The sequence below is a fragment of the Yersinia entomophaga genome (assembly GCF_001656035.1).
GTDB classification, from domain to species: Bacteria; Pseudomonadota; Gammaproteobacteria; order Enterobacterales; family Enterobacteriaceae; genus Yersinia; species Yersinia entomophaga.
Genome location: NZ_CP010029.1, coordinates 1262631 through 1289495, shown reverse-complemented (window position 1 = coordinate 1289495; position 26865 = coordinate 1262631). Strand labels below are relative to the sequence as shown.

Here is a 26865-nt window from a genome sequence, read left to right as displayed (position 1 = left end):
AGATCTCCTTGTTTTACTGATAAAAACGGCAGCAACAGCAGGGGCTGTAGCCGAATCAATTGAGCAAACACAGAAGAACAACAAATGAACGTTGCCAGCTAAGCCGTTGCCGGATAAATAGCAGAAGACCGGAGTTGGCATCGACATCGGTAAGATATCCTGTGGTTCGATGAGGTAAACGCAGTGGATATCATTGCCGATCGGATTAGTGAGATAAAATAATGTTAAACCATATTCCATAACCAAAAGTAATAACATATGGATTGATATAACAAAAATGGCCATAACTTTGCCAAAAAACGATTAATTGATGGAATTAATCTGAGCAAAGAACTCATCGAAGCCAAAAAAAATCCGCTGCGATGAGGCAGCGGATTCGGATAACCTTGAGCGAATAAATCCGCTGCGGGTTATTTCAATTCCAGTTCGTTCATCGCAGCGATGCTGAAACCGCCGTCAACGTGCAGGATTTCACCGGAAACGCCAGCCGCCAGATCGGAACACAGGAAAGCGGCGGAGTTACCCACGTCTTCGGTGGTTACGGTGCGACGGATGGGGGTTACGGCTTCGCAGTGAGCCAGCATTTTACGGAAATCTTTGATACCAGATGCCGCCAGAGTACGGATTGGGCCAGCAGAGATACCGTTAACGCGAACGCCTTCAGGACCCATAGCGTTAGCCATGTAGCGCACGTTCGCTTCCAGAGAGGCTTTCGCCAGACCCATAACGTTGTAGTTAGGGATCGCACGCTCAGCGCCCAGATAAGACAGGGTCAACAGCGCGGAATTCGGGTTCAGCATAGAACGGCAAGCCTTGGCCATCGCCACGAAGCTGTAAGAGCTGATGTCATGAGCAATACCGAAACCTTCACGGGTCACGGCGTTAACATAGTCGCCATCTAACTGGTCTGCCGGAGCAAAACCGATAGAGTGAACGAAACCATCAAACTTAGGCCAGGCTTTTCCCAGTTCAGCAAACATGGCGTCGATGCTGGCATCTTCAGCTACATCACAAGGCAGGATCAGGGTAGAACCCAGCTCTGCCGCAAAGCCTTCAACGCGGGATTTAAGTTTCTCGTTCTGATAGGTGAAAGCCAGTTCAGCGCCTTCGCGGTGCATTGCTTGTGCAATACCGTAGGCAATAGACAGTTTGCTGGCGACGCCAGTAATCAGAATGCGTTTGCCGGTTAGAAAACCCATAGCAGTAATCCTTGTGGTCATTGTTGCGTGCTGACGCGAGTGGTGACGAATATTAAAACAATTTGTTGAAACATCGACTTAACCAGCGCGTTTTGCGTTAATAAACCGAGCGATTCTATCACGCCCGGACTGAATATGGTGCTTTTCCACTGCTCCGAGCAGTGGGGACGCCTAAAAGCGCCCGCCGTCACGTCGCCAGGCATCGGCGGTGAGCGCCTCGCCAAAGTGGCTGGCAATCAGGCGCTTGGTCAAATCGTGTAGCGGGGCGGCTAGCACTTCGGCGGTGCTGCCACGTTCAACGATTTCGCCTTCATGCATCACAATCACCTGATCGCTGATGTGCTTCATCATGCCCAAATGCTGCGTCACGTAGATATACGCTATGCCATGTTTGTCCTGCAATTCCAGCATCAGGTTGATAATTTGTGAGCGCATGGACATATCCAGCGACGCCAAGGCTTCGTCCGCCACTATCACTTTCGGCTGTAAAATCAGGGCACGAGCCAGAGCGATACGCTGTTTCTGCCCGGAGGCCAACATATGCGGGTAATAGTTAGCGTGATCTGGCAACAAACCGACCTGCCGCAACGTTTGATAAATACGCTGTTCACGGGCGTTGGCGTCCAGATCGGTATTCAGTTTCAGCGGTGCATCCAGCAACTGGCCGATCCGCTGACGGGGATTCAGCGAGGTACTGGGATCCTGAAAAATCATGCGAATTCGTTGGCTACGATAAGCGTAATCACCGTAGCTTAATCGATGATCGTCGATGAGCAGCTCGCCTTCGGTTGGTTCAATCATACCGGACAGCATTTTCGCCAGCGTAGATTTACCGGAGCCGTTCTCACCGATGACCGCCAGCGTCTGGCCTTCCCGCAGGGTAAAACTGACGGATTTCACCGCTTCAACGTGTTGACGACGAAACAGGCCGGTGCGATAGCGGAAGGTTTTGCTCAGATTGCGCACTTCAAGCAAGGTTTCGGTCATCACGGTTCCTCCAGATTCAGTGGGAAGTGGCAGGCATAGGCGTGAGTTTTTGCCATCCGCAGACGCGGGGTTTCAATACAGGTTTTTTGCGCGTAAGGGCAACGCGGCCCCAAGCGGCAGCCGATAGGCAGATGTTCCAGCGAGGGAATCGCGCCGGGCAAGGTATTCAAACGGCTTTTATGGGGCAAAGAGCGGCCAAAATCCGGCATGGCGCGGATCAGCGCCTGAGTATAAGGATGGTGCGGGGCGGCCAGTAATTCTTCGCAGACTGCACTTTCCACCGTTTGCCCACAGTAAAGTACGTTTACCCGGTTTGCCCATTTACTCATCATTTGTAAATCATGACTGATCAGCAAAATGGTCGTGTTGTTATTCTGATTCAATCGTGCCAGCAATCGGAAAATCTGCGCCTGCGTAGTGGGTTCCATGGCGTTGGTCGGCTCATCGGCAATCAATAACCGTGGCTGATTGGCCAGCGCAATAGAAATCATCACTTTTTGGCATTCCCCTTCGGTTAATTCGTAGGGATAACTGCGCATAATGTCTTTGTGATCTTTAATTCCGACGCGGTGTAACAGCTCGATAGCCCGGCGTTTACGCCAATGAAATCGTTGCCACCAGCGGCCTTTATAGGTCCAACCCGGAATGGCCTGAATGAGCTGCTTACCGATATTTTCCGAAGGATCCAGGCAGGACTGTGGTTCTTGAAAAATCATCGAAATATTATGGCCGATCACCTTACGCCGTTGGTGTGGGCTGAGCTGGAGCAAGTCGATATCATCAAAGCGGAAGCGGTCGGCGGTGATTCGCCAATTATCTTTGCTCACGCCGCAAATTGCTTTGGCAATCAAGCTTTTTCCCGATCCTGATTCGCCGACTAAGCCGCGAACTTCGCCTTCTGTCAAGGTCATGCTGACGCGATCGACGGCTTTTACCGGCCCTTCGGCGGTCATAAATTCAATAGTGAGATTGCGGATATCCAGTAACGGCATTATTCCACTCCCTCGATAATCGCCCGGCGCATACCGTCACCTAACAGGTTAACCAATAGCACACTCACCAAAATCGCCGCGCCCGGTAACATCACGGTCCAAGGTGCAACGTAGACCAAATCCAGCGAATCCCCCAGCATGGCGCCCCATTCTGGCGAAGGTAACTGCGCGCCGAGATCCAAAAAGCCCAGAGCGGCAATATCCAGAATCGCCATCGAGAGGGCGCGGGTAAACTCGGTCACCAGCACGGCGGCAATATTGGGGAAAATGGCATACAGCAAAATATAAGGCGTTGAAGCGCCGTCCAGCCGCGCCGCAACCACGTATTCTTTATCCAGCTCATCATGAACTGCGCTGTAAATCGTTCTAACCATTCTCGGCAGCAATGCTAACCAGACCGCAAACATGGCGTGTTGCAGGCTTGGGCCAACGAAGGCCACCACAATGATCGCCAGCAGTAGAGACGGAATAGAAAGCAGGGTATCTAATATATGATTCAAAATCGCGGAGCGAAAACCGTGAGTGACGCCCGCCAGCACGCCTAACACCACGCCGCACAGGGCGGCGGCAACGGTCACTAGCAGCGCTGAACCATAGGTGGAGGCTGCGCCGGTCAATAAACGGCTAAGAATATCGCGGCCGAGATCGTCGGTGCCGAGGAAGAAGGAAACATTCCCGTAGCGAGACCAGGACGGCGGTAGCAATTGATAGCCGAGAAATTGCTGATCCAAAGCATAGGGTGCCAGCATATTGCCAAACAGGCACAGCAAAATCAGGGCAATAACCCCATAAAATCCGGTCATTGCCAAAGTGTCGGCGTAGAAAATGCGCCAGGTATACAGCAGGGGGCTAGGCATTTTCTTTTCGCGGTAGACATTATCGAAGGGCATACCATTCCTTATGCTTTAACGGGCTCATCATCGCCCCCAAAATATCCGACAACACGTTAATCACGATCACCAACGTTCCCACCACCATTACGCCAGCAGAAATCGCCGCATAATCTTGCTGACGGATGGCGTTAATCAACCAGCGTCCCAGCCCCGGCCAGCTGAATACCACTTCGGTAATCATAGCCAGCGTCAACATGGTGGAGAACTGCAAGCCCAATTTGGGAATAATCGGCGGCAGGGCGTTGTGCAGCACATGACGACGAATAATGGTCAGCCGCGACAGCCCGCGGGTCGCAGCGGCTTTGATATAATTTTGCCCTATCACATCATCGGTACTGATGCGCATCAAACGAATGACTTCCGTGGTTGGCGCCACGGCCAGCGCGGTTATCGGCAGGATCATATGCTGCAAGGCGCTATATATCATTTCCTTGCGATAAGGGGAATTGGATAGCCAGGCATCTACCAGTGCCAGCCCAGTCACGGGTTTGACCTGATATAACAGATCGAAACGCCCGGAGACCGGCAGCCAGCCCAGATGCAGAGAGAAAAAAAGCATCAGCAGCAGCGCCAGCCAGAATACGGGGATGGAAAAACCGATCAGTGCCAGAGAACTGATAGCGACATCCGGCCATTTTCCTCGCATTACACCGGCAATAATACCCAAAGGAATACCGATGAATAGCGCGAGGCTGAATGCTAATACGCAGAGTTCCATCGTGGCGGGAAAAGCTTCCCGCAGCTGTTCGCTAATCGGCTGGCCGTTAATGCTGGAAACGCCAAAATCCCATTGCATCAGGCTATGCAAATAAAAACGGTAGGCATCGAACAGGGAAGCGCCGCTCAATGGGCCGTGGGGCGTAAAATAGCTCAGACTAAAACTCACCAGCGACAGCATGATTAGCGTGATAACTAATAACAACAGGCGACGTAAGGTAAAGATAATCATGGTTTTTTACCCTCGTCACTTTCGCGGAACACCCCGGCAAAGGACGCATTGCCAAAGGGACTGAGCACCAGACCTTTGATGTCGTAACGATACGCCTGTAGCCGCAAGGAGGAAGCCAGAGGCAGCAGTGGCAACTGTTGCTCCAAAATGCGCTGCGCCTGTTGGTAATAGTCAATGCGTTCCGATATCTGCTGCGATCGCAGAGCTTTTTGCAGTAATTCATCGAAAGCTGGGTCACACCAGTGAGCATAGTTGGTTTGCGAGCGTATTGCAGCGCAGCTTAATAACGGGCGGAAGAAACTGTCGGGATCATTACTGTCCGTTGACCACCCGGTGAGCGTGAGGTCATGGTTCATTTCCATCAACCGCGCTTCCTGAAAACGTCCCTCCACCGGCACGATATTCACAGTAATGCCAACCTGCGCCAAATCCGCCTGTATCAGTTCGGCGGTTTTTAACGGGCTGGGATTATAAGACTGCGAAGCAGTTGGCACCCACAGATTCAGCTGTAACTGTTTGATCCCCAACTCTTTCAGTATTTCTCTGGCTTTGCCGGGATTGTATTCGGTTACCTGCGCGTGGTTATCGTAAGCCCAGGAGGCGCGCGGCAGAATCGATGCGGCGGTTTCTGCGGTGCCGTAATAAATCGACTGCATCAGCCGTTGATTATTAATCGACAAAGCGACGGCCTGACGAACGCGTTCATCGTTCAACGGCGGTTTACGGGTATTAAATGCCAAATAGGCGATATTCATGCCCGGTCGCAGTGTCAGGCGTAAACGCGGGTCATCTCGCAAAATGGACAACTGACTGGCCGCCGGATAGGCCAGTACGTCACATTCGCCGGTCAGTAATTTAGACAAGCGACCGGTGCCACCAGCGCCCAGATCGATAATGACCTGCGGCATACGCGGCAAGCCCTTCCAATAATTACTGTTTCGAGAAAGCCGAATATATTGACCAGAACGATACTCATTGAGCATAAATGGTCCGGTACCTAAGGGTTCGCGGTCAATCTGCTCTTTTTTGCCTTTGGCAGCCAGCATATCGCCGTATTCAGCGGAAAGCACCGGCGCGTAATGGGTGGCTAAATGCCACAGGAAAGAGGCATCTGGCGCTTTTAGGCGGAATTCTACCGTGTAATCATCCAGTTTTTTCACGCTCTGTACTGCGTCGGCAAATTGCAGGCTATCAAAGTAGGGATAATCCCCGCCGTTAACGTTGTGGTACGGATGGTTTTGGTCAAATACCCGTTGGAAGCTAAAGACAACGTCGTCGGCGTTCATCATGCGCGTCGGCTTAAACCACTCGGTGGTTTGGAAAGGCACATCTTTACGCAAATGGAAACGGTAAGTAGCACCGTTGTCCAGTACTTGCCAGCTATCAGCAAGCTCCGGCACCAAACGATAGGTATAAGGGTCAACGTCTAGCAGGCGATCGTAAAGCTGTGCCGCTAACGTATCGATGGTTAAGCCACCGCTGGCCATCTGTGGGTTGAAAGTATTCAACACGCCACTGACGCAATAGACGAAACCCCGCTGGCGGATATCCGGCGGCGGTTGAATCGCTTGGGGGGCTGGCTGAGTTTGTGCCAGCGCTGGTGTCGCTAGACAGCCAAGCGACAGCAGCCAAATGAGTAAACCACGCATAAAACGCTTCAACTGTAAGTAAGCAATAGACTTAGTGTACCGTAAACTGGTTATCCCCCCAATCCATTGAGCAAAACAACTCACTGATCTCAGGGATATTGCTGTAATTATGCGCAAAAGCGCCGAAAGAGAGCAAAAAAACGCAACTTCGATATGTTATACTATAACAATTGCATGTTACCTTTATTTGATATTAATAAAGCACACATAGAGGACGACATGAAAATAGCTGCGAATCAATCGCTAACGGCGTTACCAGATGTACAATCTTCATACATTGATTTTGGCAATACGGAGCTGGATTGGGTCGGCATGGAAGGCATTGCGTTACCGTTAGACATCGTTGGCAGGCCGCTATCTGCAAAAGTGAATGCCGGGATTGGTGTCAAAGCTAAAGGGCAGAGCAAGGGAATTCATATGTCCCGTATATACTTGGCATTAGATGAATTGACTCAAGGGGAATTAACGCCCCAGCGCATTCACACCACGTTAGCCGCATTTTTAGCTTCTCAACCCGATCTAGCCGCCAGCGCTAGCCTGCATATTGCCAGCGATATTTTTATCTCGCGACCGGCGATGTTATCCCCGCAAAGAGGCTGGAAGGCCTACCCACTGACGATTGACGCCCAGCTCGAACAACAGCTTCAGCTCCGGCTCCGGCTATCTCTGTCCGTACCTTATTCTTCCACTTGTCCCAGCTCGGTAGCGTTGAGTATTCAGTCTGCTCAGCAGCAGTTTCAACTGGATTTTGAACAGCAGGAAAATCTGACCCAGCAACAGGTGCTGGATTGGCTTGGAACGCAGGGAATGCCAGCAACGCCGCACAGTCAACGCAGCTGGGCAAGAGTGACGGTGTCACTTAAATCCACTGAGATGAATTTTCCGGTACTGGAATTAATTAACCAAATTGAAAATACGCTGGGAACACCGGTACAAACTTTAGTGAAACGTCAGGATGAGCAGGCGTTTGCATTGGCTAATGGACAAAATCTGATGTTCTGCGAGGACGCGGCGCGCCGTTTGTACGCCATGCTGCGTAAGCAATGCCGCTATTCGGCATTTTCAGTTAGGGTGGAGCATCAGGAAAGCCTGCATGCCCACAACGCCGTCGCCGTTATCAGTAGCGAGGGTATTAATCATGCGGCGTAAAAATCCTTTCGGCCAGTGACCTCAGATCAGATCGGTGCGCATTCTAACATTCAGGATGGCATGGTGATTCATTCTAGACGTGGGGCCGCAGTGACCAGAGGCGGCTACAGCTCGATCGCAAATCGTGCCATCGTTCGCGGCTCTTGTGTTTATACCGATTGGGGGGAAATAACAGCAATTATAACCCCATTACTCATTGTGTCATTCTAGCTTTACGTTGCACGATAATTGAGCAATTGCTGCTTTTACCGTCCTTTCCTATAGTTTTTGGTTATCACAATACTAGTGGGCACTCTCATCGTATCAAGGTGAATAATTCTGAACGCATCACTATAGGAATTAATGATGAATCAGCAAACCGTCCCATCCTGGATGGCGAAATGGTTGGACACACATTTCGCTCATTCTCCACTTACACCTCCCGCTCACCCTATGGTTGATGCCGTTATTGAGGGTATTGACGGACGCAAGATAGTGATTGGCGAACGTGAACTGATTGATTTTGCCTCCTGTAACTATCTGGGTTTGGATCTAAATCCGCAGGTTCAGGCGTCAATATTACCTCTGGTGCGTCAATGGGGTACTCATCCGAGCTGGTCGAGAATGCTTGGTACACCCACGCCTTATAGGGATATAGAGCGCGAGTTAGCGGCCTTGACCCAAGCGCCGGATATATTGGCCTTTCCGACTATCACTCATATCCATCTTTCAGTGATTCCTTTCCTCAGCGGTACTGGCGCAATTTATCTGGACAGTCGGGCCCATAAAACCATTTACGACGGTTGTAAAGTGGCGCAGGGGCAAGGTGCTACGCTGATTCGCTTTAAACATAACGATGCCGATGAATTAGAACGATTATTAGCTAGTAGCCCCGTGCCGCCGCGCTTAATTTGCATGGACGGGGTGAATAGCATGACCGGCAATCTGCCGGATTTAGCGCGTTTTGCCGAGATAGCCCGGCGCTGGAACGTCATCCTTTATGTGGATGACGCCCACGGTTTTGGTTTGATAGGTGAAAATCCCGATGGAGAAATGCCGTGGGGGTATAAAGGGAACGGTATCGTTCGCCACTGTGGGTTGAGCTACGACAATATTCTGCTGGTGGCGGGTTTATCCAAATCCTATTCATCATTGTTGGCTTTTATGGCGCTGCCGACGGTATTGAAGGAAATGATTAAAGTTGCCGCGTCGCCTTATCTGTATTCGGGGCCATCCCCGGTAGCTTCGCTGGCCACAACACTGAGTGGTTTAGCGGTTAACGCCCAAAAAGGAGAGGAATTACGTCGCGATCTGCATCAAATGTGTCGACAATTGCTCAAAGGGTTAGCCGATCTTGATATTTTTACATTGAATAATTCTGAATTACCTATCATGGAAATACCGCTGAAAGATCCACGGCAAATTATGGCGTTAGGCAGTTATCTGTTTGAGCGCGGAGTTTATGTCACGCTGGCGCTATATCCGCTGGTACCCAAAAAAGAAGTCGGTTTCCGCGTGCAGCTCACCGCGGCCAATAATCCCGATCAGGTACAGCATTTACTGGCAGTGCTGGCAGAATCCGCAAATCGCTTCGAGTTTTATTCCTGCTCGGACGCTGTGAAACAGGAGGCCGGTTAAATATGAACTCACTCAATAAATTGCGGGCGAAGTATGCGGGAAAAGACGCTTTTACCATTCATGATGAAAATTATCGTCAGGTGGCAGAAACCTTCTTCCCTGATGCTAAGGCGCAGGCTACATGGGCGTTTGACCATATTTCCACTTTTCTCGATTTACCGTTCCGTTCGCCGGATCAATGGCAGGGAACCGACGTTGGAATTTTGGGCGTTCCCATGGATCTCGGCGTGACGCATCGCGCTGGTGCGCGTTTTGGCCCTAAAGCGCTGCGCGTTGCGGAACGTATCGGGCCTTACGATCATGTGCTGAATCTTGCGCCAGCTCGGTTACTTAGCGCCGCCGATCTGGGCGACGTGGTGTTTAGCAACCGTTTTGACCTCACGCAAGCCCATTTGGATATACAAAATACGCTATCTCGCCTGAAAGCGTCAGGCATTTTGCCACTGTCAGTGGGAGGCGATCATTCCATGACGCTGCCAATTTTGCGGGCTTTGGGGGCAGAGCGGCCGGTTGGTGTGATTCATTTTGACGCTCATTGTGATACCGCCGGTCTTTTTTACGGCAATCAGCATCACGGTTCGCTGTTTCGTCAGGCGGTATTAGACGGTGTGATAGATCCTTGCCGCACGGTGCAAGTTGGAATTCGTGGCCCGGATGAGTATTTTTGGGAGTTCTCTCGCGATTCAGGCATGACAGTGATCCATGCGGAAGCCGTTTTTGAGCGTGGCGTTCACTCTATCGTTGAGCAAGTGAAAACCGTTGTAGGGACTGGGCCGGTTTATATTAGCGTAGATATTGATTCTCTCGATCCCAGTTTTGCTCCGGGCACCGGAACGCCGGAGGTCAATGGGTTACTGCCGCGAGAATTATTTGGCATGTTAAGAGGGTTGGCCGGCGTCAACATGGTTGGTGGAGATATCGTTGAGGTCGCGCCGCAGTATGATCCTACCAGTAATACGGCGAATCTTGGGGCGCAGATTCTATTCACGTTACTGTGTCTGGCTACGCTTAGGCAGAATAACGATCGATAAATTTGAGTGTTAATCCATTTCGGCCGTTACCTTGAAGCAGACAGGATTCCAGACAGAGAATAGGGGTATCGGATTAGGTTAAAACATAACGTGAAGAGGATAATTGAAGAGCCACAATATCGTTGTGGAAATGAGAAAAATTCTCAACAAAAGTATTTACAAGTGCTAGTGATAACCATTATCATTGTTTCGCACTTCAGGAAGAGGCCGCCAGTAGGGAGCTTCTGATAGAAAGGCACGACATTGCTCACATTGCTTCCAGTGTTTTTTAAGCCAGCTCGGGTGCTGGCTTTTTTTTTTACTTGCGATTAACTTTTCAGCTTATTCGCATCTTTTATGCCTCGGATTTCCACGTCATTAGCCCTGTTTTATATCATTCTGCCTGATATAAATAAGCGAAAATAAATAAGCGAAAAATTATGGTCGCTAGCTAGTCATTCGCCGATTCTTCGTTATTCTCATCTGTGGCGGCTTGCAATATCGAGTGTTTTTTCAGCATTCCCCGTAACTGATGATAGGTCAGCCCTAATAAATCCGCCGCCTTCCTCTGATTGAAACGCGCCTGCTCCAGCGCTTGCATAATTAACTGTTTCTCGCCGTTTTGTAGCCAGGCTTTGAGGTCAACGGGGAGCGCGGGCAGGGAAGCCGTTTCCGTTGGAAGGTGGGGTTGGGTATTCTGATGGGCAGCAAACGGGTTGATAATTATAGTGTCTAGCAGATCCGGGCTATCGCCGTGGCGATAAACCGAGCGCTCCACCACATTTTTCAGCTCTCGCACGTTTCCCGGCCAATGATAACCCAGCAGCTGGCTTTTGGCCTGTAGAGTAAAACCGGGGAATAATTGCAGCCCAAGTTCGCGGCACATTTGGATAGCGAAATGCTCCGCCAGCAGCATGATATCTTGCTGTCTCTGGCGTAGCGGCGGCAGTTGCACCACGTCGAAAGCCAGACGATCCAGTAAATCCGCCCGAAACTTTCCTGCGGCGGCCAGAGCGGGTAAATTATCATTGGTGGCGCAAACTAAACGCACGTCAACCTGTAACGGCTGGCTACCGCCGACTCTCTCCAAATGGCCATATTCAATGACTCGCAGCAGTTTTTCCTGTACCAGCATTGGGGCGGTAGCGAGTTCATCGAGAAACAGCGTTCCCCCATCGGCGCGTTCAAATCGACCTAAATGGCGCTTTTGCGCGCCGGTAAAGGCACCGGCTTCATGACCAAACAGCTCGGAATCCAGCAGATTTTCATTCAGCGCCGCACAGTTCAGCGAGATAAACGGCCCCTGCCAACGATTCGACAGATAATGCAAACGGTGAGCAATCAATTCCTTACCCGTTCCGCGTTCGCCAATCACCAGTACGGGTTTATTCAATTTGGCCAATCCCGAGACTTGCTCAAGCACCTCAACAAAGGAATTTGCTTCACCTAGCAGGTTTTCAAGTTGTTCGCTCATAGTGAGATTCGCTAATAGTTGGTTAAAGTAATCACTCTACCTTTTATGCTGAAATTAGCAATAAAGTTATTTTCCCTTTTAATTCATGATGATATTTGATTTTCTAAAGTTGGCATGACTTTTGATTATCCTATAGCCAGAGCTGTATCTGTACCGGTGAGACTTGCTCACTGAACAACCGGCGCATAGAGTCGCCCACATGATTAAAGAGGATGTGAACAATGGGTATTTTTTCTCGTTTTGCCGATATCGTGAATGCCAACATCAACACGTTGCTAGATAAAGCCGAAGATCCGCAAAAACTGGTTCGCCTGATGATTCAGGAAATGGAAGATACGCTGGTAGAAATTCGCTCTACCTCTGCTCGCGCGTTGGCGGAAAAGAAACAGCTAATGCGCCGGATTGATTTGGGTGAAAGCCAGCTGGTTGAATGGCAGGAAAAGGCCGAGTTGGCGCTGCGTAAAGATAAAGAAGACTTGGCTCGTGCCGCTTTGATTGAGAAACAGAAAGTGGCTTCCCTGATCGAAACCCTACAGCGTGAAGTGGCTACCGTAGACGAAACGCTGGATCGCATGAAACATGAGATTGGCGAGCTGGAAAGCAAACTGACCGAAACCCGCGCCAGACAGCAAGCGCTGACTTTACGTCATCAGGCTGCCTCTTCTTCTCGCGATGTTCGTCGCCAGTTGGATAGCGGTAAGCTGGATGAGGCAATGGCTCGTTTTGAGCAATTCGAACGCCGAATTGATCATATGGAAGCCGAAGCGGAAAGCGTCAGCATCGGTAAAAAGAAGTCACTGGAACAAGAGTTTGCAGAATTGAAAGCCGATGATGAAATCAGCAGTCAGTTAGCGGCGTTAAAAGCAAAAATGAATGCTCCAGAATAATAAAGAGTAATAAAAGTGGGCCGTTATCCCAAAAGGTTGCGGCCATATTATTACTCGAATCTTGCGGCTATGATGATTGCATTGCCGTTGATAAGAATAAATAAGGGGAAAGAATGAGTATTCTGTTTTTAGCTATTCCGCTAACCATTTTTGTGCTGTTTGTCGCACCGATCTGGCTCTGGCTACATTACAGCAATCGCCAACAAAGCGGCACCCAGCTTAGCCATCAGGAAATGCAGCGTTTAGCGCAGTTAGCTGATGATGCGCGCCGTATGCGCGAACGTATTCAGGCGCTGGAAGAAATTCTGGATGCAGAACATCCGAACTGGAGGCAATCATAATGACCGGTTTGTTTAGTGGAAAAAAACTGTACCGCGTGCCGGAAGAAGGCATGGTGAAAGGGGTGTGCGCCGGTTTAGCGCATTATCTGGATATTCCGGTCAAACTGGTACGTATTATTGCCGTGTTATCGATGTTTTTCGGCCTGTTTGTTTTCACCATCGTAGCCTACCTGGTGCTGACTTATATGTTGGACCCAGTACCGGCCAGCACTCTTATGGATGAGGACTATCAAACTCCTCGCCAACTGCTGGATAAACTGGATTACGAATTAAGCAGCGGAGAGCAACGTTTGCGGCAAGTAGAGCGTTACGTTACTTCGGAAACTTTTGGTGTTCGCAGCAGATTTCGTCAGCTATAACGAATCCGCAGCGCAATGAATCGGTAATTCATGCGGCCAGTGGGCTGATTTATGACTTTTACCGAGCTGAAATTCGAAAAATGACCTGCCGGAGGGCATAAATGATGAAGAATAACGTCGCCACTCAGCGGTCAGGTGTAGTATTGAAAACGCTGGTTAAAGTGATTATTACCGCAGCATTAAGCTACGGCCCGGCCGGTGCCACGGCCTGGATTTTACGCAGCGTGAGCCGTAAACCGCTGCGTTGGGCGCTGGCTGTGTTGTTGGAACCGTTATTGAGACGCGGTTTAGGTGCGGTATTTGGCCGATTTGCAAAGGAAAAGCATGAAACGACTGCAAAATGAGATCAGCTCTTTAGTTAACCGCGGGATGGACCGCCATTTGCGACTGGCGGTGACCGGCCTGAGTCGGAGCGGTAAAACTGCGTTTATCACCGCGTTAGTCAATCAATTATTACATGTACACAGCGGGGCGCGTTTACCGCTGTTTTCTGCCGTGCGCGAAGATCGCTTACTCGGCGTCAAGCGGGTGCCTCAGCGGGATTTGGGTATCCAGCGTTTTAGATATGACGAAGGTCTGGCCTCATTGTACGGTACGCCCCCGAGCTGGCCGACGCCGACTCGCGGCGTGAGTGAAATTCGTCTGGCTCTGAAATTTAGGTCGAATGACTCGGTTTTACGTCATTTCAAAGAGACATCGACCTTGTATCTGGAAATCGTCGATTACCCAGGTGAATGGCTGCTGGATTTGCCCATGTTGGAGCAGGATTACCTCGAATGGTCGCGGCAAATGGGCGGTTTGTTACAGGGTAACCGTGCCGAATGGGCTAAACCGTGGTTGGAATTGTGCAAACAGTGCGATCCTTTGGCTCCGGCGGACGAAAATTTACTTGCCGCGATTGCTCAGGCCTATACCGAGTACCTGATTCGCTGTAAGCAAGAAGGGCTGCACTTTATTCAGCCGGGGCGCTTTGTGCTCCCCGGTGATATGGCCGGCGCGCCTGCATTGCAGTTCTTCCCTTGGCCAGATATCACCGCGATTGATGAGTCTCGTTTAGCTCAGGCAGACAAACACAGCAATTTGGGTATGTTGCGCGCGCGGTTTAATTACTACTGCCAATCAATCGTAAAAGGTTTTTATAAAGAACACTTTATTCGGTTTGATCGACAGATCGTCCTGGTGGATTGCCTGCAACCCTTGAACAGCGGGCCGCAAGCCTTTAACGACATGCGTCTGGCATTAACCCAGCTTATGCAAAGCTTTCATTATGGAAAACGCACGCTATTTCGTCGTTTATTCTCCCCCTGTATTGATAAGCTGATGTTCGCTGCCACTAAAGCCGATCATGTAACTGCGGACCAACATGCCAATCTGGTGTCATTGCTCCAGCAATTAGTGCAGGAGGCCTGGCAAAATGCGGCGTTCGAAGGCATCAGCATGGATTGTGTCGGGCTGGCGTCGGTACAGGCCACGGAAAGCGGTATGGTCGATCATAATGGCCAGCGAATTCCGGCATTAAAAGGTCATCGTCTGGAAGACGGTGCGCCGCTGACGGTGTTCCCTGGCGATGTTCCGGCACGTTTGCCCGGCCCGGCATTTTGGCTGCAACAGGGCTTCCATTTTGATCAGTTCCGTCCACAACAAGTGCACGTGGATAGCCCATTGCCGCATATCCGACTGGATGCGGTGATGGAGTTTTTATTGGGAGATAAACTGCGATGAATGAACCATTGAAACCACGGATAGATTTTCAACAGCCATTGCAGCCGATCGAAGAGCCAAAGTTAAAAACGGGGCAGACCTTTAGTGGCTCCGCGGCCGAGAATTTTTTGCCGGTTGATCCGGTTCTGGACGCGGACGAAGCGGAAGGGCGTGCGGAAGGTCTGGTAAGCGCGGCGCTTAAACCAAAACGCAGTCTATGGCGAAAAATGGTGACGGCAGGTCTGATGCTGTTTGGCGTGAGCGTCGTGGCGCAGGCGGTGCAGTGGGTTAATCAGGCGTGGCAGCAGCAGGACTGGATAGCCTTGGGCACCACGGTAGCCGGCGGACTGATCGTTTTTGCCGGGATTGGTTCGGTTGTTACCGAATGGCGGCGGTTATATCGGCTGCGCCAGCGCGCGGAAGAACGTGACGTGGCGCGGGAGTTACTGGTAAGCCACGGTTTGGGCCGTGGGCGCCAATTCTGCGAGAAACTGGCGCGTCAGGCGGGTTTGGATCAGGGACATCCGGCGTTACAGCGCTGGCAAGCCTCGCTGCATGAAACGCATAACGATCGGGAAGTGGTTGAACTCTATGCCAAATTAGTACAACCGACGTTGGATAATCAGGCTCGATCTGAAATAAGCCGCTATGCGGCAGAATCGGCGCTGATGATCGCCGTCAGCCCTCTGGCGCTGGTGGATATGGCTTTTATCGCTTGGCGAAACATTCGATTAATCAATCGTATTGCCGCGTTGTATGGAATTGAACTTGGCTATTTCAGTCGTTTACGCCTGTTCCGTTTGGTTTTACTGAATATTGCCTTTGCCGGTGCGTCGGAATTAGTGCGGGAAGTCGGTATGGACTGGCTATCGCAGGATCTGGCCGCGCGTTTATCCGCTCGGGCGGCGCAGGGAATCGGTGCGGGTTTACTCACCGCGCGTTTGGGGATCAAAGCGATGGAGTTATGTCGCCCGCTGCCCTGGATGGATGATGATAAGCCAAAACTGGGGGATTTCCGTCGTCAATTGATTACGCAGCTGAAGAATACGCTGCCTAAGAAAGACAAACAGCGCTAAGGCCATTTATTTCGGGCTATTTGAGGCGCGGGTCGAAACTGAAGTCGAGTGGGGTGACGCTGGTGAGACAAGGGGGGAAATCACGATGTTTGGGATTAACCAGCACATTTCTCTCCAGCGGCACCAACGTAGATGGAACCAGTAATCCCACGGAGGAAACTGAGCTTAACCATTCCGTGCCGATATCCATCGTCGCCACCGGAGCCGGATCGTCTCGCCATCCTCGAGGCCAATCTTCCTGTTGCAAGGCCATAATAGCGTTATCCGGAATCGCGATTTGAAACAGATTAAAATCGTTCAGAGTGGCGCTATCTTCAACATGAACCAGTGTTTCCAACATTGCTAGAGAAATACTGCTGGCCAGATAAATCGCGCTGTGGCCTTTATGATTCCAGCGACCACCGTAGGTTTCCGCTCCATAACCCGACCAGGCCGTAGCGGCAAAACGATTATGGACAATCCGGTATAGCATCAAAACTGTAGCTCCATTACGTAAAGACGCCATGTTCCAATCGACCAATCAGGTCACATATTTCCAACGCTCCGGTTTCGGTTTCCAGCAGGGAATCGGGAGTGCGATTGCCCAAACCTCTCACAGGCGTTGACATCCATGCCGTGGCCTTGGGGCGATCTCCGCCGAACAAATCTACCGCCGCGTCCATAACTCGGACAAAACGAGCAATACGTTCACTTTCTTCTGGAGTAAATCGTCCATCATTAGTGCGACGGCGTGTCAGGCTGCGGCTGGGAATACCGGTGGCACGCAAGATTTCGGCCTTTGGCATCGCTGCCCACAGATGGATCGTATCAATAACGTCGACGGAAAAACCGAGCTTAATACTGTCTACCAACGCGGTGCCGCGGCTGGCGGGCAGCCCGATTTCACGCCATAACGCGCTGACTCTAGTGGTCGGGCTTGGGTGGTAACTTCTCATGCAACCTCCTCGGTCAACTGGCTACCTTTACTATAGCCAGTTGGCGTATTGATTGCAAAGTGTCACCTGTGCTTGACAGGACGGCCGCTTCTACGAATATATTATATTCATCTGCATAATTGATTTTGAAGATAATATCACCCTGAGATTCTTCAACAACGACGGGGATAATGCCTTCATATCGCTATAAAAAAGACCAAATGAAGACAAATGAAACGAAAAAGAGGATTCCTGTCAACTTTTGCTGACAGATCTCTTCATCAGGGCGAAGGGACAGGGTATTATCAAACTTAGTCATCCCGTACCGCAAAGATAAGGTCAATACTGATGCGCTTGGAAGTGTTTTGCGAAGACCGGATAGGTCTCACCAGAGAGTTACTCGATCTCCTGGTTTTACGCAGCATTGATTTACGGGGGATCGAAATTGATCCTATCGGCCGTATTTATCTGAATTTCTCCAAACTGGATTTTGCCGTGTTTCAGGCGCTGATGGCGGAAATTCGGCGTATCGACGGGGTTACCGACGTGCGCACCGTTCCTTTCATGCCTTCTGAGCGTGAGCACCGCGCGCTGCGCGCCTTGCTGGAATCCATGCCGGAGCCTGTTTTTTCCATCGATCTTAAAGGCAACGTTGAACTGGCTAACCCGGCGGCTCGCGAGCTATTTTCTTTTAACGAAGAGAAAATTCGTCATAAGACTATGGGTACGCTGCTGGGGGGATTTAATTTTTCCCACTGGTTTGAGCGGGAAGAAACCACGCCTCATACCGAACGAATACTGATTCACAGTCAGGATTACCTGATGGAAGTGACACCTATTCATTTGGTGGATGAAAATCAGCATAACCAAACGGTAGGTGCGGTGGTGATGCTGAAATCGACCGCGCGTATGGGGCAGCAATTGCAAACCCTGTCGGTTAACGATGACAGCGAATTCAGACAAATTGTCGCCGTGAGCAGCAAAATGCGTCAGGTTTTAGACCAGGCGCGCAAATTGGCGATGTTGGATGCGCCGCTGTTGCTAATTGGTGATACCGGTACCGGTAAAGATCTGCTGGCCAGAGCTTGCCACTTGCGCAGTCCTCGCGGCAAAAAACCTTTCCTCGGTCTGAATTGTGCATCGATGCCTGACGACGTGGTAGAAAGCGAGCTATTTGGCTATGCGCCGGGCGCCTATCCCAATGCGGTGGAAGGTAAAAAAGGATTCTTTGAACAGGCTAACGGTGGCTCGGTTCTGTTGGATGAAATCGGTGAAATGTCGCCGCGAATGCAGATCAAACTGCTGCGTTTCCTCAACGACGGCACTTTCCGTCGGGTAGGAGAAGAGCATGAAGTCCACGTGGATGTTAGGGTTATCTGCGCGACGCAGAAGAATTTGGTGGAATTGGTTCAGCGCGGTGAATTCCGCGAAGATCTCTATTATCGCCTAAACGTGCTGACCATCACACTGCCTCCATTACGCGAGCGCCCAACGGATATTATGCCGCTGGTGGAACTCTTTGTCGCCCGTTTCTCTGATGAGCAAGGCGTACCACGGCCGAAGTTGTCACCGGAACTTAACGGATTCCTCACGCGCTACGGCTGGCCGGGTAACGTTCGTCAGCTTAAGAATGCCATTTATCGGGCTTTAACTCAGCTAGATGGCGTAGAACTGCGCCCACAGGACATTATTCTGCCGGAATTTGAAGTGGAGATGTCGTTGGGGGATGAGGTGCTGGACGGTTCGCTGGACGATATTAGTAAGCGTTTCGAACGTTCGGTATTAACCCGCCTTTATCGTAATTATCCGAGTACGCGTAAATTGGCGAAACGCTTAGGCGTTTCCCATACGGCGATAGCCAATAAGCTGCGGGAATATGGATTGAGCGGCAGCCGTCGCCCGGCCGTGGATGAAAACGAAGAGAGCCAAGAATAAGAACCAAGAATAGAGGGTATTTCAGCAATGGCTGCTATTTATCGTTAAATAACGTTTATCGTTAAAAAAACGGCTGACGCGATGTCAGCCGTTTTGCTATCTGCGTTGAGCTATTATTTCAGCGCGGCTAATGCGGCATCGTAATCAGGCTCACTAGTGATTTCATTCACCAATTCGCTGTAAATTACGTTGTCATTGCCATCCAGCACCACAACGGCACGGGCGGTCAGTTCGGCTAATGGACCTTCGGCAATTTCAACGCCATAGGCTTGTTTGAATTCAGCGCCACGCAGGGTGGACAGAGTCACTACGTTACTCAGGCCTTCAGCACCGCAGAAGCGTGATTGGGCAAATGGAAGGTCAGCGGAGATACAAAGAACAACGGTATTCTCAAGCTCGCCAGCCAACTGATTGAATTTACGCACGGAAGCGGCGCAAACACCGGTATCAATGCTGGGGAAGATGTTCAGAACTTTGCGTTTACCGGCAAAATCTCTCAGAGAAACGGCAGAAAGATCTTTAGCGACCAAAGTGAAGTCTTTGGCTTTCTCGCCGGCTTGCGGAAGTTTACCCGCTACGGCAACAGGATTGCCTTGAAAATGTACGGTCTGTGTCATTTAAGATTCCTTTACAGATATGTAACACGGATTTCAGTTTAAGGTAACAATAGGCAATTGCATATAAGAAATTCTCTAAACAATTGTATATATTGATGAGTTAGCCTGCTATTCCTTAGGTTCAGCGATCACATAGCTTGGGAGCCATTATGAGAACGATGCGTTTTTACCCAGAATCCTGGCCGTTACACACCGCGTTCGTTATTTCGCGTGGAAGCCGTACTGAAGCCAAGGTTGTGGTGGTCGAAATAGAGCAAAATGGCATTCGAGGCGTAGGTGAATGTACTCCCTACCCACGTTATGGGGAAAGTGAATCTTCCGTGATGGCGCAGTTGGCATTGGTTGCCGATGCGATCGAATACGGCATTTCCCGCGATGCGTTACAGCAATTATTGCCGGCGGGTGCGGCGCGTAACGCCGTTGATTCGGCTTTATGGCAACTGGAATGCGGGCTGACTCGAAAAAACTTGTGGCAATTGAGTCATACCCAGGCTCTCGATGCTATCTCAATGGCGCAAACCGTCAGTATCGGTACGCCGGAGTCCATGGCTTACAACGCGCGTTTGCTGTCACAGCAGGGCGCAAAGCTGTTAAAAATCAAACTGGACGATCATCTGATTGCGGAGCGGTTAGTGGCCATTCGTGCCGCAGTGCCGGAGGCTATATTAATTGTTGATGCCAATGAATCCTGGCAACCAGAAGGCTTGGCCGCGCGTTGTCAATTATTGGCAGACCTCGGTGTTGCCATGCTGGAACAGCCATTACCTGCGGATAAAGACGAGACTTTGCAGCATTTTATTCATCCGCTGCCTATTTGCGCCGATGAAAGTTGTCATACGCGTGAAGATTTGCAGGGATTGGTTGGACGCTATGAAATGGTCAATATCAAACTGGATAAAAGCGGTGGTTTAACCGAGGCTTTACTGCTGGCCGAGCAGGCAAAAGCCCTGGGTTTTGAAATGATGCTGGGCTGTATGCTATGCACCTCGCGGGCTATTCGCGCCGCGTTACCTTTGGCACCCGTAGCTCGGTTTATCGATTTAGATGGCCCAACCTGGTTGGCCAGCGACGTCGCGGAAGGATTGAATTTCTCCTGTGGCGCGATTAATCAGTTGGCCAGTTAATCCCAAGGCTAGGGTCTGGTGAGAAGGGCAATCATCGCTGCCAGATAGCTCTCGCTGGCGGCGTCGGCTGAAATCGGGGGAAACTCAGCGGTGATACAAGGCAGGGAAATATCTGCACACCAACTGCCGAATGACCCTGGCGTGGCATAACCCACGTTGGTTAAGAGTGGCAGATCAAATTGTTCTGACAACCAATGACCTAGCGGTGAACTATCAGGATCTTCAATGCAGGCCAAAGGCTCGTGGAAGGAAACGACCCACGCTGGAGCCAGTTCTCCAATAATCTGACATAGCGCTTTGGTTTCCAATTCTGAACCCGCCTCGCTTCCTGTTGATAATAAAACGTCCCGTTCGGTGGCCGCACTGTTCCAGCGGTAAACCGTCTCGCCGGATTGCCAGTTTTTAGCTGGAAAATTCCGGTTGAGATCGACCCCGTTGGCGTTGGCGCGTAAACCGAGCTGACAGCCGTCTGGATTGACCGCCAGAATCACATGGTGGCGCAGTTGTTCGGTAGAAATGCTGCGTAACGCGCAGGATAGCGTAATGACCGCGGCCGTTTCGTCACCGTGGGTACCGGCGATAATCAGCCCGGTATCTGCCGCCGGCGTTTGAGCGGGGAAGTAAAGCAGCGGGGCACCTAAAAACGAACTGCCGTAGAGCTTTCCTAGTGGTGGTAAATGGCCGCGAAGTGGGCGGGGACGAAGCTGTGTCATGGGGTTCTCTTTAGATGTCTTGGTTCGGCAGTCATGAAATTATCACTTAACTTCTTCCGATACAAACGCCGCCGTATTCGGTGATTATTTGGCATAAACCGCACTATTAGCTATTGATATCTAATAAGTAATAGATTTGAAAATAATGATAGGTTAGATTTATTAGTTGAGTACCCGGCCTGGCAGCATCAAGAATTTTCGCTGACGGGAGAATGACAAGTCAGAGCCAGTGGAATGTGGCTCATTTATGGCATGGATTAACAACGATAAGGTCATCAATTATGCAATATTTTCGTTATGCATTATGTGCCGCTGTGGTCGGGGCATCCCTCGGCTCGGCCTATGCCGCTGAGGTGCCGCCGGGTACACAATTAGCTGATAAACAAGAGATTGTTCGCCATATTAAGGATGAGCCTGCTTCTTTGGATCCGATAAAAGCGGTTGGTTTGCCGGAAGCGCAGGTCGCGCGAGATTTGTTTGAAGGGCTGGTGAATCAGGATGCCAACGGCAAAGTTATTCCGGGCGTAGCGGAGAAATGGCAAACTTCAGATAATCAAATCTGGCTATTTACGCTGCGTAAAGACGCGCGCTGGTCCAATGGCGATCCGGTGACTGCTAATGATTTTGTGTATAGCTGGCAGCGTTTGGTCGATCCCAAAAATCTGTCGCCTTTTGCCTGGTTTGCGCAATTAGCTGGTTTAAATAACGCGGAACAGATTATTGCCGGTAAATTACCGGCGGATCAATTGGGCGTTAGCGCAGTGGATAATTACACGCTTAAAGTTCAACTGAGTAAGCCAGTGCCTTATTTTGTAAGCCTGATGGCAAATTTCAGTATGTTCCCAGTTCATAAAGCAACGGTTGAGAAATATGGCAATAACTGGACTAAAGTGGGTAATTTGGTCGGTAACGGTGCTTTTAAATTACAAGACCGCGTGGTAAATGAAAAACTGGTGCTGGTACCCAATGAAAATTATTGGGATCACGCCCATACGGTGCTGACCAAAGTGACGTTTATTCCGATTAATCAGGAATCCAACGCGACTAAACGTTATCAGGCCGGTGATATCGATATCACTGAGTCCTTCCCGAAAAACATGTACCAGAAGCTGTTAAAAGATATTCCTGGGCAGGTTTATACTCCGGATCAGCTCGGGACGTATTATTACGCGTTTAATACTCAGCGGGCGCCAACCAACGATGTTCGTGTGCGTAAAGCGCTGTCTTACGCGATCGATCGTAAAATTATTGCGGAAAAAGTATTAGGTACCGGAGAGAAGCCAGCTTATCACTTTACCCCAGACGTGACGGCTGGATATAAGCCGACGGATAATTTCTTACAGCAGCACAGTCAGGCTGAATTAGATGCGCAGGCGAAAGCGTTGATGAATGCGGCGGGCTATGGCCCGAATAATCCGTTAAAACTTTCGCTGTTGTATAACACTTCGGAAAACCACCAAAAACTGGCGATTGCGGTCGCCTCAATGTGGAAGAAAAAACTGGGCGTGGATGTCAAGCTGGTTAACCAGGAATGGAAAACTTATATAGATAGCCGCAATACCGGCAATTTTGACGTGGTGCGTGCATCCTGGGTTGGGGATTATAATGAGCCGTCAACCTTCCTGTCGTTATTAACATCCAGTCACAGCGGGAATATAGCCAAATTCAATAATGCGGATTACGATAAACTGATGGCGGATACCAGCAAACAAACTAATGCCAAAGCGCTGAATGCTGATTATAACAAAGCCGAGCAGATTCTCGCCGAGCAGGCGCCGATTGCACCTATTTATCAATATACCAATGGCCGCTTAATTAAGCCTTGGGTAAAAGGTTATCCGATTACCAATCCGGAAGATGTAGCCTACAGTCAAACGATGTACATCATTAAACATTGATCTGCGTTTTGCAGTGAATATCCATCGTTAGTTTATTCAGTATCATAAAATCCCTGTAATCTGGTTACGGGGATTTTTTATCCTAACAACTCCGCCAAACCGATTCATTCCCCTCTAATGCTTAGCCAATTCTGGCTTATCCGTGCCTTGTCGGCTTTAAACTTCAAGAAGTTAAGGCTAGACTGAATCATTCCTATGCTGAAGGTCGGTGATTGAGGAGAATAGGGTTGTGGATGAGGTCGAAGGAAAAGCACTTCAGGTTTCGGACGCGGTTTACGCGTATCAACTCGATGGTAAAGGTGGCGTAACGCCCATAGCCCCAGACGCCGTAGCAACGGCTCAACATCCGTGTTGGCTGCATTTGGACTATACCCGTCAGGACAGTATCGATTGGCTACGCAATACGCCCTTGCTACCGGAAGTGGTGCGAGATGGTTTGTCCGGCGACAGTATGCGGCCAAAAGTGACGCGGCTGGGCGACGGAACGATGATCACTTTGCGTGGCATCAATTTTAACGCCGATGCCCGCCCGGATCAGCTGGTGACTATCCGCGTTTATATGACGGATAAACTTATTGTTTCTACCCGACATCGACGGATTTACTCTATAGATGATGTTCTTAACGATCTACAAAGTGGCACTGGCCCAACGGATAGCGGTAGATGGTTGGTAGAGATAGCCGATGGGTTGACCGATCACACCAATGAATTTATCGAAGATTTACACGATAAAATCATCGATCTGGAAGATGATTTGTTAGAGCAGCAGGTTCCCGCGCGCGGGCAAATGGCGCTATTACGCAAGCAACTGATTGTTTTACGGCGCTATATGGCTCCACAGCGTGATGTGTTCTCGCGTCTGGCCAGCGAGCGGCTACCGTGGATGAATGATGACGATCGGCGCAGAATGCAGGAGATTTCCGAAAGGTTAGGACGAGGATTGGAAGATTTAGATTCTAGTATTGCTCGTACCGCAGTGCTGGCAGATGAAATCAGTTCGTTAATGGCAGATGCGATGAACCGCCGAACGTATACCATGTCGCTGTTGGCCATGGTTTTTCTGCCGACAACCTTTTTAACCGGGCTGTTTGGCGTCAACCTCGGCGGTATTCCCGGTAATGAAGCTCGATTCGGTTTTGCTGCTTTCTGCATGATGTTAGTTGCTTTGGTGCTTGCTGTTGCCTGGTGGTTAAAACGCAGTAAATGGTTATAACTCAGCAAGATAGCGATAGTTGAAAAAGGTGGTAATAAACATGCTAATCCCTTCAATATTGAGCAATATCAACATTTGAGTTACCAGGCTCAGGCATTATCTATCTCGCAGGTGAATGCAACGTCAAGCGATGGGCGTTGTGCTCCATATTTGTAAGATTTTTAATTTTGTAGTACTGCATAGCACATTGATTGTTACGATGCCGGCGTTGAATAGACACCGGCATTTTTTTATGCGCAAAAACGACAGGCATAAAAAATGCCCGGATTACGGTGAATCCGAGCATTCGTATTCATTAACTAGTGGCTTTTTACTTAATTTCTACCACGTTAAGACGCTCAATCATCGGTTTCCCGTTTTCTTCATCTTCTTCTGGCTGCCAGCCTACCGGCTGCATCGGTAATTCTTCACGATCGAAAGCCAAATCGCCGCCATTAATCACTTCGCTGCCGTGGGTAATACTTTTAAAGTCAAACAGCGAACCGTCGTTTAAATGTGAAGGCACTACATTTTGCGTGGCACTAAACATCGTTTCGATACGGCCCGGATACTGTTTATCCCAATCACGCAGCATATCGCGGATGACCTGACGCTGTAGGTTTGGTTGTGAACCGCAAAGGTTGCACGGAATGATCGGGAATTCACGCGCTTCAGCAAAACGTTCGATATCTTTCTCACGGCAGTAGGCCAGTGGGCGGATAACCACATGCTTTCCGTCATCACTCATCAATTTTGGTGGCATACCTTTCAGCTTGCCGCCGTAGAACATGTTGAGGAATAGCGTTTGCAGAATGTCATCACGATGGTGACCCAGCGCAATCTTCGTTGCTCCCAGCTCTGTCGCCGTGCGGTAAAGAATGCCGCGTCGTAAACGAGAGCACAGTGAACAGGTGGTTTTACCTTCCGGAATAATATCTTTCACAATCCCGTAGGTGTTTTCTTCAACGATCTTGTATTCCACACCCAATTTTTCCAGATAGGCTGGCAGAATATGTTCGGGGAATCCAGGCTGTTTTTGATCCAGATTAACCGCAATCAGCGTGAAATTAATTGGCGCGCTTTTTTGCAGGTTCTGCAAAATATCCAGCATGGTGTAGCTGTCTTTGCCGCCAGACAGGCAGACCATAATGCGGTCGCCTTCCTCAATCATATTAAAATCGGCAATAGCCTGACCCACATTGCGGCGTAGTCTTTTCTGCAATTTATTCAGGTTGTACTGTTCTTTTTTGTTAATTTCTTGTTTTTCTAACATTTAATCATAACTCGTATTCAGTTGGGGCATGGTGATACATAGCTTCTATAGTGCGAGTTTATCATTCTATAAACCAATTTGATCACTATTCATTTGCGTTGAGCAGATACAACGGATTCTCGGGAAGCCGTCGAGCGTTATCATGCCCCATTTGTGCAGTCGTCAAAGCCGGTTTGCGCTACAAAATAACCACCATATGTATAGGTGTGGCGCGTACGGTAAGGCTTGCGAAGCCGAATGCCAACGTGTGATTCATCGTTCTAGTCAGTCCAATGTCATTCAAAATACTAGCGGTTGATCTTTTGCTTTATTTCTTTGCAAGTGAACGTATATTTCTTATCGGTTTCTTTGACTTTATTTGAAATATAGTCAGTAAGGTTAAGTATTTCTTTATGATAATGAGATCGTATTTTCATCACTTTGCCCCAGCACTCTATGGCTATCTCATTACGTTGGTCTAACTCATGGCACTTTTGGGTATTGTCAGGATGGTTTAGGCCTCTGAGAACGAAACATAACTCATTGAGTTTTGAATAATCATCTTTACCTTCACATTCTAATATTTGATCTGCGGATCTATCTTCTTGTTCAGACTGAAATGCTGTGCCTGCGTATAACACGCAAATCCGGTTAATTAAATATGTTTTGACATCAGCCAGGTTCTTTAATGAGGGCGCTAAATCAATGTGCGATGTAGCAGAATGCGAAAATCCAGAGTGGCATTTTTTTATCTCTATTTCTATATTTCCCGGATTTAGTTTTAATTTATTAGCTACAAACCAGTGCCCAACTTCGTGGTGTATAACATTGTTCTTATATGTCTCAAAATCCACGTTTATTCCCTTTTAGTGATTCAAGTTGTCAGTCGTAAATGTAAACATGAAACGGATGATAGTGCTTTAGTTAGAATCAAAAG

The 26865-nt window shown here is 49.5% G+C and carries 26 protein-coding genes and 1 pseudogene; 14 read left to right on the top strand and 13 right to left on the bottom strand.

Annotated elements, in window-relative coordinates; all coding sequences use genetic code 11:
- Positions 1-410 precede the first annotated feature (410 nt).
- The 6 genes from fabI to sapA form a co-directional block, all read right to left on the bottom strand.
- On the bottom strand, positions 411-1199 hold the full coding sequence (gene fabI, locus PL78_RS05755; RefSeq protein ID WP_064513913.1) for an enoyl-ACP reductase FabI: 789 nt from the start codon (positions 1197-1199) through the stop codon (positions 411-413).
- A gap of 171 nt (positions 1200-1370) precedes the next feature.
- Positions 1371-2186: a putrescine export ABC transporter ATP-binding protein SapF gene (gene sapF / locus PL78_RS05750; protein WP_049600232.1), complete on the bottom strand. Its 816-nt coding sequence runs from the start codon at positions 2184-2186 to the stop codon at positions 1371-1373.
- Positions 2186-3178, bottom strand: coding sequence for a putrescine export ABC transporter ATP-binding protein SapD (sapD, locus tag PL78_RS05745; RefSeq protein ID WP_064513911.1), 993 nt, complete (start codon positions 3176-3178; stop codon positions 2186-2188). Before sapD ends, sapF begins: the two co-directional genes overlap by 1 nt.
- Entirely contained in the window at positions 3178-4068 is an 891-nt protein-coding gene (gene sapC, locus PL78_RS05740) for a putrescine export ABC transporter permease SapC (protein WP_064513909.1), read from the bottom strand. Before sapC ends, sapD begins: the two co-directional genes overlap by 1 nt.
- On the bottom strand, positions 4055-5020 hold the full coding sequence (gene sapB / locus PL78_RS05735) for a putrescine export ABC transporter permease SapB (protein WP_064513907.1): 966 nt from the start codon (positions 5018-5020) through the stop codon (positions 4055-4057). The genes sapC and sapB overlap by 14 nt, the downstream gene beginning before the upstream one ends.
- A complete protein-coding gene (sapA, locus tag PL78_RS05730; protein ID WP_064513906.1) occupies positions 5017-6669 on the bottom strand; it encodes an ABC transporter substrate-binding protein SapA in 1653 nt (550 codons plus the stop codon). The genes sapB and sapA overlap by 4 nt, the downstream gene beginning before the upstream one ends.
- Positions 6670-6888: 219 nt before the next feature.
- Here sapA and folE2 point away from each other — a divergent pair, with 219 nt between their 5' ends.
- The 4 genes and pseudogenes from folE2 (at position 6889) to PL78_RS05715 (ending at position 10466) form a co-directional block, all read left to right on the top strand.
- Entirely contained in the window at positions 6889-7818 is a 930-nt protein-coding gene (folE2, locus tag PL78_RS05725; RefSeq protein WP_064513903.1) for a GTP cyclohydrolase FolE2, read from the top strand.
- Positions 7819-7848: 30 nt separating this feature from the next.
- Positions 7849-7977, top strand: a pseudogene (locus PL78_RS20975) (carbonate dehydratase); the annotation flags it as partial.
- A gap of 183 nt (positions 7978-8160) precedes the next feature.
- The gene (locus PL78_RS05720; RefSeq protein ID WP_084414294.1) at positions 8161-9435 is read left to right on the top strand and encodes an aminotransferase class I/II-fold pyridoxal phosphate-dependent enzyme; all 1275 of its coding nucleotides are present in this window, start codon (positions 8161-8163) and stop codon (positions 9433-9435) included.
- A gap of 2 nt (positions 9436-9437) precedes the next feature.
- Positions 9438-10466, top strand: a complete 1029-nt coding sequence (locus tag PL78_RS05715; protein ID WP_064513900.1) for an agmatinase — start codon at positions 9438-9440, stop codon at positions 10464-10466.
- Positions 10467-10896: 430 nt separating this feature from the next.
- Here the strand turns inward: PL78_RS05715 and pspF are convergent, their stop codons facing one another.
- Positions 10897-11919, bottom strand: a complete 1023-nt coding sequence (gene pspF, locus PL78_RS05710; RefSeq protein WP_064513899.1) for a phage shock protein operon transcriptional activator — start codon at positions 11917-11919, stop codon at positions 10897-10899.
- Between the two features lie 221 nt (positions 11920-12140).
- On the opposite strand from pspF, the gene pspA reads away from it, so the two are divergent.
- The 6 genes from pspA to PL78_RS05680 all read left to right on the top strand — a co-directional run bounded on the left by pspA (position 12141) and on the right by PL78_RS05680 (position 16283).
- Positions 12141-12806: a phage shock protein PspA gene (pspA, locus tag PL78_RS05705; protein WP_064513897.1), complete on the top strand. Its 666-nt coding sequence runs from the start codon at positions 12141-12143 to the stop codon at positions 12804-12806.
- Between the two features lie 113 nt (positions 12807-12919).
- Positions 12920-13147 (top strand): envelope stress response membrane protein PspB, encoded by a 228-nt coding sequence (gene pspB, locus PL78_RS05700; protein WP_049600249.1) that lies wholly within the window; start codon positions 12920-12922, stop codon positions 13145-13147.
- On the top strand, positions 13147-13506 hold the full coding sequence (gene pspC / locus PL78_RS05695) for an envelope stress response membrane protein PspC (RefSeq protein WP_064513895.1): 360 nt from the start codon (positions 13147-13149) through the stop codon (positions 13504-13506). Before pspB ends, pspC begins: the two co-directional genes overlap by 1 nt.
- Positions 13507-13607: 101 nt before the next feature.
- Positions 13608-13850, top strand: coding sequence for a phage shock protein PspD (gene pspD / locus PL78_RS05690; protein ID WP_179207942.1), 243 nt, complete (start codon positions 13608-13610; stop codon positions 13848-13850).
- Positions 13831-15228, top strand: a complete 1398-nt coding sequence (locus tag PL78_RS05685; RefSeq protein WP_064513893.1) for a YcjX family GTP-binding protein — start codon at positions 13831-13833, stop codon at positions 15226-15228. Before pspD ends, PL78_RS05685 begins: the two co-directional genes overlap by 20 nt.
- Positions 15225-16283 (top strand): YcjF family protein, encoded by a 1059-nt coding sequence (locus PL78_RS05680; RefSeq protein ID WP_064513891.1) that lies wholly within the window; start codon positions 15225-15227, stop codon positions 16281-16283. The genes PL78_RS05685 and PL78_RS05680 overlap by 4 nt, the downstream gene beginning before the upstream one ends.
- A 16-nt stretch (positions 16284-16299) precedes the next feature.
- On the opposite strand, the gene PL78_RS05675 is transcribed toward PL78_RS05680, so the two are convergent.
- Complete coding sequence (locus tag PL78_RS05675; protein ID WP_064518274.1) at positions 16300-16758, bottom strand: RES family NAD+ phosphorylase; 459 nt, start codon at positions 16756-16758, stop codon at positions 16300-16302.
- Between the two features lie 13 nt (positions 16759-16771).
- Complete coding sequence (locus PL78_RS05670) at positions 16772-17218, bottom strand: DUF2384 domain-containing protein (RefSeq protein WP_064513889.1); 447 nt, start codon at positions 17216-17218, stop codon at positions 16772-16774.
- A gap of 327 nt (positions 17219-17545) precedes the next feature.
- On the opposite strand from PL78_RS05670, the gene tyrR reads away from it, so the two are divergent.
- On the top strand, positions 17546-19132 hold the full coding sequence (tyrR, locus tag PL78_RS05665) for a transcriptional regulator TyrR (protein ID WP_064513887.1): 1587 nt from the start codon (positions 17546-17548) through the stop codon (positions 19130-19132).
- A 113-nt stretch (positions 19133-19245) separates the two neighbouring features.
- Here the strand turns inward: tyrR and tpx are convergent, their stop codons facing one another.
- Positions 19246-19749, bottom strand: a complete 504-nt coding sequence (tpx, locus tag PL78_RS05660; RefSeq protein ID WP_064513885.1) for a thiol peroxidase — start codon at positions 19747-19749, stop codon at positions 19246-19248.
- 149 nt (positions 19750-19898) lie between these two features.
- Between tpx and ycjG the strand changes: the two genes are divergently transcribed.
- Positions 19899-20873 (top strand): L-Ala-D/L-Glu epimerase, encoded by a 975-nt coding sequence (gene ycjG, locus PL78_RS05655; RefSeq protein WP_064513882.1) that lies wholly within the window; start codon positions 19899-19901, stop codon positions 20871-20873.
- A gap of 8 nt (positions 20874-20881) precedes the next feature.
- Here the strand turns inward: ycjG and mpaA are convergent, their stop codons facing one another.
- On the bottom strand, positions 20882-21586 hold the full coding sequence (mpaA, locus tag PL78_RS05650) for a murein tripeptide amidase MpaA (protein WP_064513880.1): 705 nt from the start codon (positions 21584-21586) through the stop codon (positions 20882-20884).
- Positions 21587-21867: 281 nt separating this feature from the next.
- On the opposite strand from mpaA, the gene PL78_RS05645 reads away from it, so the two are divergent.
- Together PL78_RS05645 and zntB are read left to right on the top strand one after the other, a co-directional pair.
- Entirely contained in the window at positions 21868-23484 is a 1617-nt protein-coding gene (locus tag PL78_RS05645) for a peptide ABC transporter substrate-binding protein (protein WP_064513878.1), read from the top strand.
- Positions 23485-23713: 229 nt separating this feature from the next.
- Positions 23714-24697 (top strand): zinc transporter ZntB, encoded by a 984-nt coding sequence (gene zntB, locus PL78_RS05640; RefSeq protein WP_064513876.1) that lies wholly within the window; start codon positions 23714-23716, stop codon positions 24695-24697.
- 310 nt (positions 24698-25007) lie between these two features.
- Here zntB and ttcA read toward each other — a convergent pair whose 3' ends face one another.
- Entirely contained in the window at positions 25008-25949 is a 942-nt protein-coding gene (ttcA, locus tag PL78_RS05635) for a tRNA 2-thiocytidine(32) synthetase TtcA (RefSeq protein ID WP_064513875.1), read from the bottom strand.
- Positions 25950-26236: 287 nt separating this feature from the next.
- Complete coding sequence (locus PL78_RS05630; RefSeq protein ID WP_064513873.1) at positions 26237-26782, bottom strand: hypothetical protein; 546 nt, start codon at positions 26780-26782, stop codon at positions 26237-26239.
- Between the last annotated feature and the right edge of the window lie 83 nt (positions 26783-26865).

Coding starts and splice junctions, on each gene's coding strand:
- fabI (WP_064513913.1), bottom strand. CDS start 1,199: ATGGGTTTTCTAACCGGCAAACGCATTCTGATTACTGGCGTCGCCAGC.
- sapF (WP_049600232.1), bottom strand. CDS start 2,186: ATGACCGAAACCTTGCTTGAAGTGCGCAATCTGAGCAAAACCTTCCGC.
- sapD (WP_064513911.1), bottom strand. CDS start 3,178: ATGCCGTTACTGGATATCCGCAATCTCACTATTGAATTTATGACCGCC.
- sapC (WP_064513909.1), bottom strand. CDS start 4,068: ATGCCCTTCGATAATGTCTACCGCGAAAAGAAAATGCCTAGCCCCCTG.
- sapB (WP_064513907.1), bottom strand. CDS start 5,020: ATGATTATCTTTACCTTACGTCGCCTGTTGTTATTAGTTATCACGCTA.
- sapA (WP_064513906.1), bottom strand. CDS start 6,669: ATGCGTGGTTTACTCATTTGGCTGCTGTCGCTTGGCTGTCTAGCGACA.
- folE2 (WP_064513903.1), top strand. CDS start 6,889: ATGAAAATAGCTGCGAATCAATCGCTAACGGCGTTACCAGATGTACAA.
- PL78_RS05720 (WP_084414294.1), top strand. CDS start 8,161: ATGATGAATCAGCAAACCGTCCCATCCTGGATGGCGAAATGGTTGGAC.
- PL78_RS05715 (WP_064513900.1), top strand. CDS start 9,438: ATGAACTCACTCAATAAATTGCGGGCGAAGTATGCGGGAAAAGACGCT.
- pspF (WP_064513899.1), bottom strand. CDS start 11,919: ATGAGCGAACAACTTGAAAACCTGCTAGGTGAAGCAAATTCCTTTGTT.
- pspA (WP_064513897.1), top strand. CDS start 12,141: ATGGGTATTTTTTCTCGTTTTGCCGATATCGTGAATGCCAACATCAAC.
- pspB (WP_049600249.1), top strand. CDS start 12,920: ATGAGTATTCTGTTTTTAGCTATTCCGCTAACCATTTTTGTGCTGTTT.
- pspC (WP_064513895.1), top strand. CDS start 13,147: ATGACCGGTTTGTTTAGTGGAAAAAAACTGTACCGCGTGCCGGAAGAA.
- pspD (WP_179207942.1), top strand. CDS start 13,608: ATGATGAAGAATAACGTCGCCACTCAGCGGTCAGGTGTAGTATTGAAA.
- PL78_RS05685 (WP_064513893.1), top strand. CDS start 13,831: ATGAAACGACTGCAAAATGAGATCAGCTCTTTAGTTAACCGCGGGATG.
- PL78_RS05680 (WP_064513891.1), top strand. CDS start 15,225: ATGAATGAACCATTGAAACCACGGATAGATTTTCAACAGCCATTGCAG.
- PL78_RS05670 (WP_064513889.1), bottom strand. CDS start 17,218: ATGAGAAGTTACCACCCAAGCCCGACCACTAGAGTCAGCGCGTTATGG.
- tyrR (WP_064513887.1), top strand. CDS start 17,546: ATGCGCTTGGAAGTGTTTTGCGAAGACCGGATAGGTCTCACCAGAGAG.
- tpx (WP_064513885.1), bottom strand. CDS start 19,749: ATGACACAGACCGTACATTTTCAAGGCAATCCTGTTGCCGTAGCGGGT.
- ycjG (WP_064513882.1), top strand. CDS start 19,899: ATGAGAACGATGCGTTTTTACCCAGAATCCTGGCCGTTACACACCGCG.
- mpaA (WP_064513880.1), bottom strand. CDS start 21,586: ATGACACAGCTTCGTCCCCGCCCACTTCGCGGCCATTTACCACCACTA.
- PL78_RS05645 (WP_064513878.1), top strand. CDS start 21,868: ATGCAATATTTTCGTTATGCATTATGTGCCGCTGTGGTCGGGGCATCC.
- ttcA (WP_064513875.1), bottom strand. CDS start 25,949: ATGTTAGAAAAACAAGAAATTAACAAAAAAGAACAGTACAACCTGAAT.